Annotated in this window: 16 protein-coding genes; 8 read left to right on the top strand and 8 right to left on the bottom strand. The window is 62.9% G+C overall.

Translation table 11 applies throughout. From position 1 onward, the window contains the following. Positions 1-10: 10 nt before the first annotated feature. Positions 11-514, bottom strand: coding sequence for a hypothetical protein (locus Q8O29_RS13060; RefSeq protein ID WP_305563456.1), 504 nt, complete (start codon positions 512-514; stop codon positions 11-13). A 29-nt stretch (positions 515-543) separates the two neighbouring features. Continuing rightward, positions 544-1728, bottom strand: coding sequence for a cupin domain-containing protein (locus tag Q8O29_RS13055; protein ID WP_305563454.1), 1185 nt, complete (start codon positions 1726-1728; stop codon positions 544-546). A 14-nt stretch (positions 1729-1742) separates the two neighbouring features. Here Q8O29_RS13055 and Q8O29_RS13050 point away from each other — a divergent pair, with 14 nt between their 5' ends. After that, positions 1743-2276: a peptidylprolyl isomerase gene (locus Q8O29_RS13050; protein ID WP_305563452.1), complete on the top strand. Its 534-nt coding sequence runs from the start codon at positions 1743-1745 to the stop codon at positions 2274-2276. Between the two features lie 66 nt (positions 2277-2342). Here the strand turns inward: Q8O29_RS13050 and Q8O29_RS13045 are convergent, their stop codons facing one another. The 4 genes from Q8O29_RS13045 to coaBC all read right to left on the bottom strand — a co-directional run bounded on the left by Q8O29_RS13045 (position 2343) and on the right by coaBC (position 5166). Beyond that, the gene (locus tag Q8O29_RS13045) at positions 2343-2846 is read right to left on the bottom strand and encodes a glycine zipper 2TM domain-containing protein (protein ID WP_305563450.1); all 504 of its coding nucleotides are present in this window, start codon (positions 2844-2846) and stop codon (positions 2343-2345) included. A 190-nt stretch (positions 2847-3036) separates the two neighbouring features. After that, positions 3037-3483, bottom strand: coding sequence for a dUTP diphosphatase (gene dut / locus Q8O29_RS13040; RefSeq protein WP_305563449.1), 447 nt, complete (start codon positions 3481-3483; stop codon positions 3037-3039). Between the two features lies 1 nt (position 3484). Continuing rightward, positions 3485-3769, bottom strand: a complete 285-nt coding sequence (locus Q8O29_RS13035; protein ID WP_305563447.1) for a hypothetical protein — start codon at positions 3767-3769, stop codon at positions 3485-3487. Between the two features lie 137 nt (positions 3770-3906). Beyond that, positions 3907-5166, bottom strand: coding sequence for a bifunctional phosphopantothenoylcysteine decarboxylase/phosphopantothenate--cysteine ligase CoaBC (coaBC, locus tag Q8O29_RS13030; protein ID WP_305563445.1), 1260 nt, complete (start codon positions 5164-5166; stop codon positions 3907-3909). 116 nt (positions 5167-5282) lie between these two features. Here coaBC and Q8O29_RS13025 point away from each other — a divergent pair, with 116 nt between their 5' ends. The 6 genes from Q8O29_RS13025 (at position 5283) to Q8O29_RS13000 (ending at position 10488) form a co-directional block, all read left to right on the top strand. After that, positions 5283-6950 carry a CTP synthase gene (locus tag Q8O29_RS13025; RefSeq protein ID WP_305563443.1) on the top strand — a complete coding sequence of 556 codons (1668 nt, stop codon included), beginning with the start codon at positions 5283-5285 and terminating at the stop codon, positions 6948-6950. Continuing rightward, positions 6950-7807 (top strand): 3-deoxy-8-phosphooctulonate synthase, encoded by an 858-nt coding sequence (gene kdsA, locus Q8O29_RS13020; protein ID WP_305563441.1) that lies wholly within the window; start codon positions 6950-6952, stop codon positions 7805-7807. The genes Q8O29_RS13025 and kdsA overlap by 1 nt, the downstream gene beginning before the upstream one ends. Before the next feature lie 36 nt (positions 7808-7843). Next, entirely contained in the window at positions 7844-8140 is a 297-nt protein-coding gene (locus Q8O29_RS13015; protein ID WP_305563439.1) for a DUF1330 domain-containing protein, read from the top strand. 97 nt (positions 8141-8237) lie between these two features. Next, positions 8238-9524, top strand: coding sequence for a phosphopyruvate hydratase (gene eno, locus Q8O29_RS13010; protein WP_305563437.1), 1287 nt, complete (start codon positions 8238-8240; stop codon positions 9522-9524). Positions 9525-9626: 102 nt separating this feature from the next. Then, complete coding sequence (locus Q8O29_RS13005) at positions 9627-9902, top strand: septum formation initiator family protein (RefSeq protein ID WP_305563436.1); 276 nt, start codon at positions 9627-9629, stop codon at positions 9900-9902. A 94-nt stretch (positions 9903-9996) separates the two neighbouring features. After that, positions 9997-10488, top strand: a complete 492-nt coding sequence (locus Q8O29_RS13000) for a hypothetical protein (RefSeq protein WP_305563434.1) — start codon at positions 9997-9999, stop codon at positions 10486-10488. Here Q8O29_RS13000 and Q8O29_RS12995 read toward each other — a convergent pair whose 3' ends face one another. After that, a complete protein-coding gene (locus tag Q8O29_RS12995; RefSeq protein ID WP_305563432.1) occupies positions 10489-11460 on the bottom strand; it encodes an Hsp33 family molecular chaperone HslO in 972 nt (323 codons plus the stop codon). It lies immediately after the preceding gene. 229 nt (positions 11461-11689) lie between these two features. Beyond that, entirely contained in the window at positions 11690-12214 is a 525-nt protein-coding gene (locus tag Q8O29_RS12990) for a gamma carbonic anhydrase family protein (RefSeq protein WP_305563430.1), read from the bottom strand. Positions 12215-12291: 77 nt separating this feature from the next. Here Q8O29_RS12990 and Q8O29_RS12985 point away from each other — a divergent pair, with 77 nt between their 5' ends. Then, a complete protein-coding gene (locus tag Q8O29_RS12985) occupies positions 12292-13107 on the top strand; it encodes a ferritin-like domain-containing protein (protein ID WP_305563428.1) in 816 nt (271 codons plus the stop codon). Positions 13108-13207: the final 100 nt, after the last annotated feature.

Here is a 13207-nt window from a genome sequence, read left to right as displayed (position 1 = left end):
AAAAAGCCGTTTAAATGCCCAGCGTGGTCGCCGCAAAAGTTGGGCTACTCCGTAGAAGTTTCTCGGCCAGGCGCTCCTTCAATGCAATCCGCCGGCCCGCTTCGGAGCCGGCAACACCGGTGCTGTGGGCCAGGTCCAGCCGCTCAAACGCCCAGCCGGGGCTCCAGAAAACGCTGGGCAGTTCGCCTGACGCATGGCCACGGCAGTCAACGATGTGCGACCAGGTGCGCCGCCAGGTGACAAAACGCGCATGCCGCCGGATGACCTCATCGTAGTTCTGGGCCAGCATGGTCAACTTGCGGCCCGATGCCGACCAGTCGTTGAGCGCCTTCGCCACAACACGCTCGCCGAGTGGCCAGTCTTCGAAATTAGCGTCGCACACAATGATTTCACGCCAACCCTGCTCGGCCGCGACCACAAAGGCATGACGAACCAATTCAGCGAACTCGGAACGGCCTTCGAAGCGCCCTTGTAAAAGCGGCGAAGGCGGCACAGGAAATTGATCGCTGCCCATGGCTTGGCCCCCGTTTGTTGTTGACATTTTTACATGCAACGGTCGCTCTCAGGCCGGCGCCTGAGCCAGCCAGCCTCATACCAGTCCGCCAGCAAGGCCAGCGCAGACTCGCTGGCTTTGCGCAAGTCGGCGGCCGACAGACTGCGCTGGTCCGCGAGGCGGCGCATCAGCGCGGCATCTGCGCCCCCTGCCTGATAACTCTCACCGTTGAGGAACACATGGTGGGTGTCGTACATCATGCGGCTGCGCGGATCCAGGCTGAGCCCGCCTGGATGACCCGTGTCCCAAGGGCCGACCGGCTCGTCAAACCACACCGAAGCCTTGGGCTCGGTCAGGTACTCGCCCAACACACAGGCCAGCGCCAGCGGATCTTTCAGTGCATGGTGCAAAGCCTGCTGCGCAAATTCAAGCAGGCCGGACGGCAAGGCCGCCGGTGTGGCGGTTGCCGCCTGGGCGCGGTCCGTGTACAGATGCGGGGCAGCGCCGGTATGAGCATCGCCGTCAAAATCAGCCAGCCGTTGCAGAAGTTCGCCCGCCAGTTCGCTGCGGCCTGGCGCGCGAAACCCAATGGAGTAGGTCATGCAGTCCTGCGCCTTGCCATCTGCGCCGACACAGGGTTCGGCCAGACCATCGTGCGCGTAGCGCGGCGGCAGGTACAGCATGTCACCGGCCTCCAGCACGAACTCCTGTTCCGGTTCGAAGTTCTGCAGGATTTTCAGAGGCGCCCCTTCCTGCAGGCTCAGGTCTTTCTGCTTGCCGATCTTCCAGCGGCGCCGACCACTGGCCTGCAGCAAAAAAACGTCGTAGCTATCGAAGTGCGGACCCACGCCCCCGCCTGGCGTGGCAAAGGAGATCATCAAGTCATCGAGCCGGGCATCGGGGATAAAACGGAAGTTTTGCAGCAATGCATGTGCGCGCGCATCATGCAGGTCCACACCCTGAACCAACAGCGTCCAGGCGGGTGCCGACAGGGCTGGCAGGCCGCGCGGCCCGAACGGTCCCTGTTTCATGCGCCAGCCTTTGGTCTGCTGCTGCACCAAACGCGACTCTACCTGCGCCTGTCCGGCCAGTCGGAAAAGCGATGCGCGGTCGAGCAACGGCCTGAATCCGGGGATGGCCTGACGCACCAGTAACGGCTTTTTTTGCCAGTGGCGGCGCATGAATTGCTGCGGCGTGAGACCGCCGAGCAGGGGAAGGGCTAAAGTGACATCCATGGGACAATTGTCGGATGAAAATCACCCCGCAATGCGTTGTTGCCCTGACCTGGACGCTGAAAGATACATTGGGCGAAGTACTTGACGAACTCGATGAGCCGGTGGAGTTTCTGCTGGGTGGCGACGACCTGCTGGTAAAAGTTGAAGAGCGCCTGCAGGGCCATGACGCAGGAGACGCGCTGGATCTGCACCTGGAGCCCGAGGACGCTTTTGGCGACTACGACGAAAACCGCGTTTTCCTGGAGCCGCGCAAGCTGTTTCCCGCAGAACTGGAAGAAGGCATGACATTTGACGGTGCCGCCCTGCCTGTCGGCTGCAGCCCCGACATCAAACCCGAGCTGATCTACACGGTCACCGAGATTTATCCCGAACATGTGGTGCTCGACGGCAACCACCCACTGGCCGGCATTGCGATCCGCCTGAGTCTGAAGGTCGAATCCGTGCGTGAAGCCACCGAGGAGGAAATCGGACAGGGCTCGATGGGGACCGGCTTCTTCAAGTTGGAGTCGATGGCGTCCGCTGGTCCGGGCGGCAACACCTTGCACTGAAAAACGTCAGGCCTAAAAAAACCGGCAGGCCTCGCGGCTGCCGGTTTTTTCATGTACGCCCCGACATTACATGATGCGAAAAAGCTGGTTGTTCTCGACCTTCACGCGATCGCCGATCCGCAATTCGCCGTATGAAGGAACGTCATAGGCACGCATGGTGCCATTGTCCATCTGCACCGAAACGCGGTAAGTTTGATTGACCGGGGCGTTGGCAGCGTTGCGGTTTTTCTCGATAGCATTACCGGCAACCGCACCACCGACGGCACCGGCCACCGTGGCAATATCCCGTCCGCTGCCGCCGCCGATCTGGCGGCCCACGACCGCACCGGCCACGCCACCGATCACTGCGCCCAAACCGCCGGTCCTGGCCTGTTCTTGGGTACGGAGGACCTCAACGTTGTTGACACGGCCATACTCGACATAGTTGCCCTGCGGCGCCTGGGTCGGGTAAGTCTGCGTCTGCTGGGGATAAGTCGCGACGGGCTGCTGGCTCATAGGCGCAGCGCAAGCGGCCAAACCGGCGACCAGCACCACAGCGGAAGTGATCGTGAAGAAACGGGATGTGTTCATGAGAAAATCTCCTGTAAATTAAAAACTGCCAGAGCCGCTGAAGGAAGTCTGTCTACGGACAGCACCCCCTTTGCTCAGGACATGTCTTATTACAGGCCCGTTGCCCAAGCGTAGCGGTGGGGACCCAAGCTGTCCGGGCGTGGGAAGCCGCTCTTCAACGATGTAGGAAAACGCCGACGCTGGCTGCCGCTCAGGCCTTGCCGGTGGAGCCGTAGCCGCCTTCGCCGCGCTCACTGGCAGCAAAAGCTTCCACCACATTAAACTCGGCTTGCATCACCGGAACAATCACCAGTTGCGCGATACGTTCCATCGGTTCGATGGTGAAGGCAACATCGCTGCGGTTCCAGGCGCTCACCATCAGCTGCCCCTGGTAATCGCTGTCAATCAGCCCGACCAGGTTGCCCAGCACGATGCCGTGTTTGTGCCCCAGGCCAGAGCGCGGCAGGATCAGGGCGGCATAGCCGGGGTCCTGAAGATAGATGGCAATGCCTGTCGGGACCAGTTGCCAGGCGTTGGGCTGCAGGGTCAGGGGTGCGTCCAGGCACGCGCGCAGGTCGAGCCCGGCACTTCCCGGTGTTGCATAGGCGGGCAAGTTGTCCCGCAGCCTGTCGTCGAGAATCCTGACGTCGATTTTCATGTCACTTCCGTTGATTAAATTCTTTGACGACGCGCTCGGCCAGGCGGCGCAGGGTATCGCCCGCCGCACCGCGCGAGGGCTGTTTGAACCGGTACAGCACCCAGCCAGCCACCAGCAGGAACAGGGGCAAGCTCAACATGCCGGCGCGCAGGAAAAATACTTCGAGGATGTGAAGGGCGATCCAGGCCAGCAGCGCCCATCGCACCACGGACCAGACCGACAGACCCTTGGGTATCTCCGCAGACTCCGGGGGAAAGCGGGGCGCTCGCAGCCGCGTTGCCCTCAAGCTTGCCAGACGGGACCACCGCACCGGACTCGCGCGCCAGGGCCGCAGCAGCAGATTTGGAACCCCGTTGCTCGACGTAGCGTGCGAAGTCGCCGTCCGGCGGGGTGTCAGGTATCCGGTTCATTGAGGATGGGGCTTCAGGGCAAACGGGCGGCAATATCCGCCACCAATTGACGGGCCAGCGACAGCTTGGAAGCATGCGCCAGCTCGCGGCTGCCCTGGGCATCGACCAGCAGCAGGGCATTGTCGTCACGGCCAAACGTGGCTGGGCCGATATTGCCCACCAGCAGCGGCACGCCCTTGCGCTTGCGCTTGGCCTGCGCGTTGTCTTCCAGGTCGTGGCTTTCGGCGGCAAAACCGACGCAGAACAACTCGCCCGACCGGGCACGCGGCGATTGCGCCACCGTCGCCAGAATGTCGGTGTTCTCGGTAAACGCCAGCTGCGGCGGCTGGCCCGAGCCGTCTTTCTTGATCTTGCGCTCGGAGCTGCTGGCCGGGCGCCAGTCGGCCACAGCCGCCGTTGCTATGAAAACAGTAGCTGCTGGCGCCTGCTGCATAACGGCTTCAAGCATGTTTTGTGCTGAACGCACGTCGATGCGCGTGACACCGCGCGGTGTTGGCAGGCTCACCGGCCCAGCGACCAGCGTGACCTCTGCACCCGCCTCGTGGGCAGCGCGGGCGATGGCAAAGCCCATCTTTCCGCTCGACAGGTTGGTGATACCGCGTACCGGGTCCAGCGCTTCGTAGGTCGGCCCGGCCGTCACCAGCAGCTTCTGGCCAACCAGCAGCTTGGGCTGGAAGAAAGCGATGATGTCATCCAGCAGCTCGGGCGGCTCCAGCATGCGGCCGTCGCCGGTTTCACCGCAGGCCTGAAAGCCCGAGCCCACACCCAGGATGGTTGCACCATCAGCCGACAGTTGCGCCATGTTGCGCTGCGTCGCCGGGTGCGCCCACATCTCGCGGTTCATGGCCGGGGCAATCAGCAGCGGCACCGTGGCCAGCGGTCGCGCCAGGCACATCAGGCTCAGCAGATCGTCGGCGCGGCCATGCAGCAGCTTGGCCATGAAGTCGGCGCTGCAGGGTGCGATCAGGATGGCATCGGCTTCGCGGCTCAGGTTGATGTGCGCCATGCTGTTGTCGATGCCAGCGGCCGGGCGGCTGTCCCACTGGCTGGTGAACACCGGCCGGCCGCTGAGCGCCTGCAGGGTCACAGCGGTGATGAATTGTTCGGCCGCTTGGGTCATCACCACCTGCACGCTGGCTTCGGCCTTGATCAACGCGCGGCACAACTCGGCCGCCTTGTAGCAGGCGATGCCTCCGGACAGGCCCAGCACAATGTGTTTGCCAGCCAGATCACCGCCATCGACTGTGGCCTGATGGTTTGCTTGCTTCGTCATGCTCCGCAATGTATCCCAGTTTCTTCCCTGACTTTGCCGGCAAGACAGGGACAGCCGCAGACTCACCCGTATAATCTTCGTTTACCACCTACGCGAACTTGCGGTTCGGGCCTAGCATGACCAAATTTGTCTTTGTCACCGGCGGTGTGGTGTCTTCCCTGGGCAAGGGAATCGCCTCAGCCTCTCTTGCAGCGATCCTTGAATCGCGAGGCCTCAAAGTCACTTTAATCAAGCTTGATCCCTACCTCAACGTGGATCCGGGCACCATGTCCCCGTTTCAGCACGGCGAAGTTTTTGTCACCGACGACGGCGCTGAAACCGACCTGGATCTGGGCCACTATGAGCGTTTCATCGAAACGCGCATGCGCAAGGCCAACAACTTCACGACCGGCCAGATCTACAAAAGCGTGCTCGAAAAAGAGCGCCGCGGTGACTACCTCGGCAAGACGGTGCAGGTGATCCCGCACGTCACCAATGAGATCCAGGAGTTTGTCAAACGCGGCGCCGGTTACGAGACGCCCGATGCGGTGGACGTGGCCATCGTCGAAATCGGCGGCACGGTGGGCGACATCGAATCCCTGCCCTTTCTTGAAGCGGTGCGCCAGATGAGCTTGCGCCTGGGCGCCAACAACACGGCTTTTGTGCACCTGAGCTACGTGCCCTGGATCGCCGCAGCCGGCGAGCTCAAGACCAAACCGACCCAGCACACTGCCAAGCAACTGCGCGAAATCGGCATTCAGGCCGACGTGTTGCTGTGCCGCGCAGACCGCCCGATTCCCGCCGAGGAGCGCGCCAAGATCTCGCTGTTTTCCAACGTGCCCGAGTGGGGCGTGATCTCCATGTGGGACGTGGACACCATCTACAAGGTGCCGCGCATGCTGCACGAGCAGGGCCTGGACGGCCTGATCTGCGACAAGTTGCGCCTGAACACGCCGCCGGCCAGCCTCAAGCGCTGGGACGAGCTGGTGTACGAAACCGAACATCCGCAGAAGCAAGTCAGCATCGCGATGGTCGGCAAGTATGTAGACCTGTCAGACAGCTACAAGTCACTGAACGAGGCGCTGCGCCACGCCGGCATGAAGAACCACGCCAAGGTGGTGATCGAATACGTGGACTCCGAAAGCATCACGCCCGACAACGTGTCGCGCCTGGCCAAGTTCGACGGCATCCTGGTGCCCGGAGGCTTCGGCATCCGTGGGGTGGAAGGCAAGATCTGTGCGGCGCGTTATGCCCGCGAGAACAAGCTGCCCTACCTCGGCATCTGTCTGGGCATGCAGGTCGCGACCATCGAGTTCGCACGCCATGTCGCCGGCCTGAAAGATGCCAACAGCACCGAGTTCGAGCCGAACACACCGCACCCGGTGATCGCCCTGATCACCGAGTGGAAGGACGCCGACGGCACCATCAAAACGCGCGACGCGAAGTCCGATCTCGGCGGCACCATGCGCCTGGGCGCGCAGAGCTCCGACGTGACCCAAGGCACGCTGGCCCACAGCATCTACGGCGACGTGGTCACCGAGCGGCATCGCCATCGCTACGAAGCCAATGCCAATTACCTGGACCAGTTGCGCGCCTCCGGGCTGGTCATTTCCGCGCTGACCCAGCGCGAACAGCTCACTGAAATTGTCGAGTTGCCACGTGATGTCCACCCCTGGTTCGTCGGCGTGCAGTTTCACCCCGAGTTCAAGTCCACCCCATGGAACGGCCACCCGCTGTTCAACGCCTACATCAAGGCCACGCTGGACCACCAAATCGCCGGCAAGTCGCTGAAGGTTGTGGCCTGATGAAACTTTGCAATTTCACAATCGGGCTAGACCAGCCCTTCTTCCTGATTGCGGGCCCTTGCGTCGTCGAGTCCGAGCAATTGCAGATGGACACCGCCGGCGCACTCAAGGAAATCACGGCCTCGCTGGGCATCCCTTTCATCTTCAAGTCAAGCTACGACAAGGCCAATCGCTCGAGCGGCACCAGTTTTCGGGGCCCTGGCATGGACAAGGGGCTGGAAATCCTGGCCAAGGTCAAGCGCGAGCTGGGCCTGCCCATCCTGACCGATGTGCATTCCGAGGCCGAGATCACCACGGTAGCCTCGGTGGTGGACGTGTTGCAGACACCGGCCTTTTTGTGCCGCCAGACCGACTTCATCCATGCGGTGGCGCAATCGGGCAAGCCGGTCAACATCAAGAAGGGCCAGTTCCTCGCGCCGGGCGACATGAAAAACGTCATAGCCAAAGCGCGTGCCGCCGCGCGTGAAAAAGGCCTCGATGAAGACAGCTTCATGGCCTGCGAACGCGGCGCGAGTTTTGGCTACAACAACCTGGTCTCCGACATGCGCAGCCTGGCCATCATGCGCGAGACCGGCGCACCGGTGGTGTTTGACGCCACGCATTCTGTGCAGTTGCCAGGCGGCAACGGTACCAGCAGCGGCGGCATGCGCGAGATGGTACCGGTGCTGGCCCGCGCGGCGGTCGCGGTCGGCATTGCCGGCCTCTTCATGGAGACCCATCCGGACCCGGCCAATGCCATGAGCGACGGCCCCAACGCCGTGCCGCTCAAACACATGAAGGCCTTGCTGGAAACGCTGCTCGAGCTCGACCGCGTGACCAAGAAAAACGGCTACCTCGAAGACAACTTCCAGGCCTGAACCCGGCCTGCAACCACCAACATGCAGGGACGACCCATGACACCCGCCTACATCATCGTCGACATGAAGATCACCGACCCCGAGCAGTACAAGCAGTACATGGCGGCTGCGCCCGCTGCAGTGGCGGCCGCCGGCGGTGAATACCTTGTGCGTGGCGGCAAGTTTGAGGCGCTGGAAGGTAACTGGCAGCCAGCGCGGGTTGCGATGCTGCGCTTTCCCAGCTATGACAAGGCCAAGACCTTCTACGACGACGAGATGTACCGTGCCGCGCGCGCCAAACGTGCAGGCACCACCGAGTTTTTCAATATGGTGCTGGTCGAAGGGATGGGCTGACGCCCTCCCTTTGGGGTGGCCAAATTCGCCCCTCCCCGTCCCTCCCCGCTCGGGGAGGGAGTGAAAAGAAGATTCAAATTAAAGAGAGATCACATAAATGAGCGCAATTGTTGATATCGTCGGCCGCGAAATCCTGGACAGCAGGGGCAACCCCACTGTCGAATGCGACGTGCTGCTGGAATCCGGCGTTATGGGCCGGGCTGCCGTTCCCTCAGGCGCCTCCACCGGCTCACGCGAAGCCATCGAGCTGCGCGACGGCGACGCCGGGCGTTACCTCGGCAAGGGCGTGCTCAAGGCGGTCGAGTACATCAACACCGAAATCTCCGAAGCCGTGCTGGGCCTGGATGCCAGCGAGCAGGCCTTCCTGGACCGCACGCTGATCGATCTGGACGGTACCGACAACAAGGCGCGCCTGGGCGCCAACGCGATGCTGGCCGTCAGCATGGCCGTGGCGCGCGCGGCGGCTGAAGAGGCCGGCCTGCCGCTGTACCGCTACTTCGGCGGCATGGGCGCGATGCAGATGCCGGTTCCCATGATGAACGTGATCAATGGCGGCGCACACGCCAACAACAGCCTGGACCTGCAGGAGTTCATGATCGTGCCGGTCGGTGCGCCCAGCTTTCGCGAAGCCCTGCGCTGGGGCGCCGAGGTCTTCCATGCGCTCAAGAAAATCCTGCACGACCGGGGCATCAGCACCGCCGTCGGCGACGAAGGCGGCTTCGCGCCCAGCGTGGAAAACCATGAAGCAGCGATTGCGCTGATCCTGGAAGCCATCGACAAGGCCGGCTACACCGCCGGTGAGCAGATCGCCCTGGCGCTGGACTGCGCGGCCAGCGAGTTCTACAAGGACGGCGAGTACGTGCTTGAAGGCGAAGGCGGCCTGCGCCTGAATGCTCAGCAATGGACCGACATGCTGGCGACCTGGTGCGACAAGTACCCCATCATCAGCATCGAAGACGGCATGCATGAAGGCGACTGGGACGGCTGGAAAATCCTGACCGAACGCCTGGGCAAGAAGGTGCAGTTGGTCGGCGACGACCTGTTTGTCACCAACACCAAAATCCTGAAGGAAGGCATTGACAAGAACATTGCCAACTCTATCCTGATCAAGATCAACCAGATCGGCACACTGACCGAGACCTTCGCCGCGATTGAAATGGCCAAACGTGCCGGCTACACTGCGGTGATTTCGCACCGCTCCGGCGAGACCGAAGACGCAACGATTGCCGACATCGCCGTCGGCACCAACGCCGGCCAGATCAAGACCGGCTCGCTGAGCCGCTCCGACCGCATGGCCAAGTACAACCAGTTGCTGCGCATCGAAGAAGACCTGGGCGACATCGCGAGCTACCCCGGCCGCGCTGCTTTCTATAACCTTCGTTAAATGACCCCCACGCTCGCGCACTTCGTGTCGTTCGCTGCCCCCCGAGGAGGCCGCGTTTCGCCTTGGGACGGCCCGGCGGCGAAACATCCACAAGCATAGGCAATGGGCTCGCGCGTCGTCCCCGTCCTCCTGATTGTGCTGCTCGTCATCGTGCATGCACAACTCTGGATAGGCCGGGGCAGCCTTCCCAGCGTCAACGAGATGCAGCGCCGGCTCAGCGAGCAGGCGGCCTTGAACGCCAAGGCCGAAGCCGCCAATGCGCGTCTCTCGGCCGAGGTCAAGGACCTGCGCGAAGGCCTGGAGATGGTCGAGGAAAAAGCGCGCGAGGAGCTGGGCATGGTCAAGCCCAATGAAATTTTTGTGCAGATCACCCCCTGATCCCGCGCCGGCTGCGCCCTTTGGATGCAGTTGACCTCACTATGGTTTTGATAGCTGTTTACGTCCACCTGCTATGGGCTGGAGGCCTATTTCATTGAAAAATGGGGCAGCCACGCCGGTACGCATCCGCCTGCTGGGCGCGCCAGGCACCGGCAAGACACAACTGACCGTAGAGCTGGCAAAAGCTTTGTCGGGTGGCGAACACCCCTCCCCTTTGTTCACCATTGACGACAACCCGGCGCTGCCCCTTCACCGTCAACACCCGTCTGCGCGCACGACGCTGCTGATGGGTCTGGATCTTCCGGTGCCTCCCGCTTCAGCGGACGTGCAGCAAGCCGTTGACCGCGCGCTGCGCGACACATTGGCGGAATCCGGTGTCAACTACCAAGTGGTGTACGGCCAAGGCGCTGAGCGGCTGCGCAGCGCTTTGTCTGCGCTGCCGGCCTGGCTGCCCGGCGCCGGCATGGCGGCGGAGGGAAATGCCAGCCGTGCGCGCTGGATCTGGGCCTGCGACAACTGCAGCGACCCGCAATGCGAGCGCCGCCTGCTCAGTGACCTGCTGGCCGCGCGGACTGTGACGCCCTGATCACTGCACCGTCGGCGCCGGTGGCAACTGCCCTGCCGGGTTGGTGAAGATCTGCGCGGCATCGACCGGGTCAAAGCCGTACTGTGCGCCGCAGAACTCGCAACCCACATCGATGCGTCCCTGCTCGGCGATGATGCCCTCGACCTCGTCCGTGCCCAGGCTGCGCAGCATGCTGCTGACGCGCTCCTGCGAACAACTGCAGGCAAAGACCGGCGTGCTGGGCACAAAGCGCGTGACTTTTTCTTCCCAGAACAGGCGATGCAGCAGCGTGTCGGCGTCCAGGGCCAGCAACTCCTCGCGCTTGAGTGTGCCGGCCAGCATGGCAATGCGCTTGTAGTCCTCGTTGCGGCCAATCTGGTCCTCGTCGGCGTCGCGGTCGCGCTGGCTTTCCAGGTTGCCCTCGCCCTTGACCGGCAGGCGCTGGATCAGCAGGCCCGCCGCCACCTGGCCGTCGGCGGCCAGGATCAGTTTGGTGTCGAGCTGCTCGCTTTGCAGCATGTAGTGCTCCAGCACCTCGGCCAGATTTTCGATCTTTTCGTGCTGATCGCCGAACAGCGGCACCACGCCCTGGTAGGGCTGGCGGCCCGGCAGCTTGTCTTTCGGGTCCAGCGTGATGGCACAGCGCCCCTGGTTGTTGACGTTGACGAGACGGCTCAAGGTGTCGCCGGGCAGTACCTCGCCGGTCACCGTTGCGGTCGCGCGCAGGCTCAGGTCGGGCTGCACCTCGACCACGGCCAGCTTGACCGGCCCGTCGCCAAAGATCTGCAGCACCAGCGCGCCATTGAAGCTGATACTGCTCTGCATCAGCGCGCCGGCCGCTGTCATTTCGCCCAGCAGTTGCAGGACTGCGGGCGGGTAGCCGCCGCCGGCCTCGCGGCGCTTGAGGATTTCCTGCCAGGCGTCGGTCAGGCGCACCAGCATGCCGCGCACCGGCAGGCCGTCGAAAATAAATTTATGCAATTCAGAGGACATTAGGCCCCCACGCTTGTCACTTCGTGTACTGCGCGAGGCCTTGCAGGCCGCCGCTCGCCAGAGGCTTCGCTTCTGTCGCCCGTCCAAACCTGGGCAGCCAGGTTTGGAGCCGCAGGCTCCAGCTCCTCGGGGGCGCTGCGCCTGCGGGCCGGCAAAGCCGGACCCGCGGCCCCGGCTGGCTTGTAGGTGGTTTGCGACGGTCGGGTGTTGGGAGTGGTCATGTGGGTGCTCAGGCGATCTTCTTGAATCCCGCCTTGTAGCGGCTGGCATTCTCCAGATAGTGATGGGCGATCATTTTTAAACCCTCGATCTGCTCCGGGGACAACTGGCGCACCACCTTGGCCGGGCTGCCCAGGATCATGGAGCCGTCGGGGAACTCCTTGCCCTCGGTCACCAGCGAGCCCGCACCGACCAAACAGTTTTTGCCGATCTTCGCGTTGTTGAGCACCACTGCACCAATACCGATCAGCGAGCCGTCGCCGATGGTGCAGCCGTGCAGCATGACCTGGTGGCCGACAGAGACGTTTTCGCCAATCGTCAGAGGCACACCGAGGTCGGCATGCAGCACGCAAGCGTCCTGAATATTGGAGCCACGGCCAATGCGCAGGGTCCCGGAGTCGCCGCGTATCACGGTTCCGAACCAGACGCTCACACCTTCGGCCAGTTCCACATCGCCAATCACCTGCGCGCTGTCGGCCACCCAGGCCGTCTCATGCATCTTCGGGGCCAGTTCATCGAGTTGGTAAATCGCCATCGTATTTCCTCTGTGTTGCCTTATCTTTGGATCGGTCCATTGTAAAGAGGCCCCCGTCTTTGGCGGACAATCCAGACATGACCCTGCCCAGTCCATCACCCGAACTGCGCCAGCAGGCCCTGGCGGCACTGCTGCAACCGGATCCACAGCAAAAAGTGCTGCTAGCCCATACCCTGTATGCGCACGCAGCTACGCTTTCGATAGCAAATCAGCTTCATATCGCTGCGCCTGCTGGCCTGCCCGGTTGCCCAGCGCGGCCGGAACTGCGCTCCCACCTGGACGTGCCCAAACGCTCTGCGTACACCCCGGCGGGTCTGGCCGCCCTGATACATGCGGTGACCCACATCGAGTTCAACGCGATCAACCTCGCGCTGGACGCGGCCTGGCGTTTTGACGGCATGCCGCGGGACTACTACCTGGACTGGCTGCGCGTGGCGACCGAAGAGGCGCAACACTTCAGCCTGCTGCGCACGCAATTGCAGGCCATGGGTTATGACTACGGCGACTTTCCTGCGCACACCGGCCTCTGGGACATGACCCACAAAACCGCTGGCGACGTGCTGGCGCGCATGGCGCTGGTACCGCGCACGCTGGAGGCGCGCGGCCTGGACGCCACGCCGGCCATGCAGGCCAAGCTGCGCAAGGTAGCAACGCCCGATGCGCTGGCGGCAGTCGGCATCCTCGACATCATCCTGCGCGATGAAATCGGCCATGTCGCCATCGGCAACCATTGGTACCGCCACCTGTGCAGCGAACGCGGGCTAGACCCGATCCGTACGTATTCCAAACTGGCCGCAGCCTACGGCGCACCCCGGCTCAAGGGGCCGTTTAACCTGGACGCGCGCCGGGCGGCAGGGTTTGACGAGGCCGAGCTGGCGCTGCTTGGCATTTGAAAACCCGACCGGCGCGGCGCCGCCGGAAGCTGGACCGGTGACACCTGGCAACCGACGGGTGGCCTGACAAATTAGCGCGTAAGGACTAGACTTTCAAGGC

It is taken from the genome of Polaromonas sp., from assembly GCF_030689685.1.
Classification (GTDB): Bacteria; Pseudomonadota; Gammaproteobacteria; order Burkholderiales; family Burkholderiaceae_C; genus Polaromonas.
The sequence above is the reverse complement of the archived record's forward strand: the minus strand, read 5'-3'. Positions and strand labels throughout refer to the sequence as shown.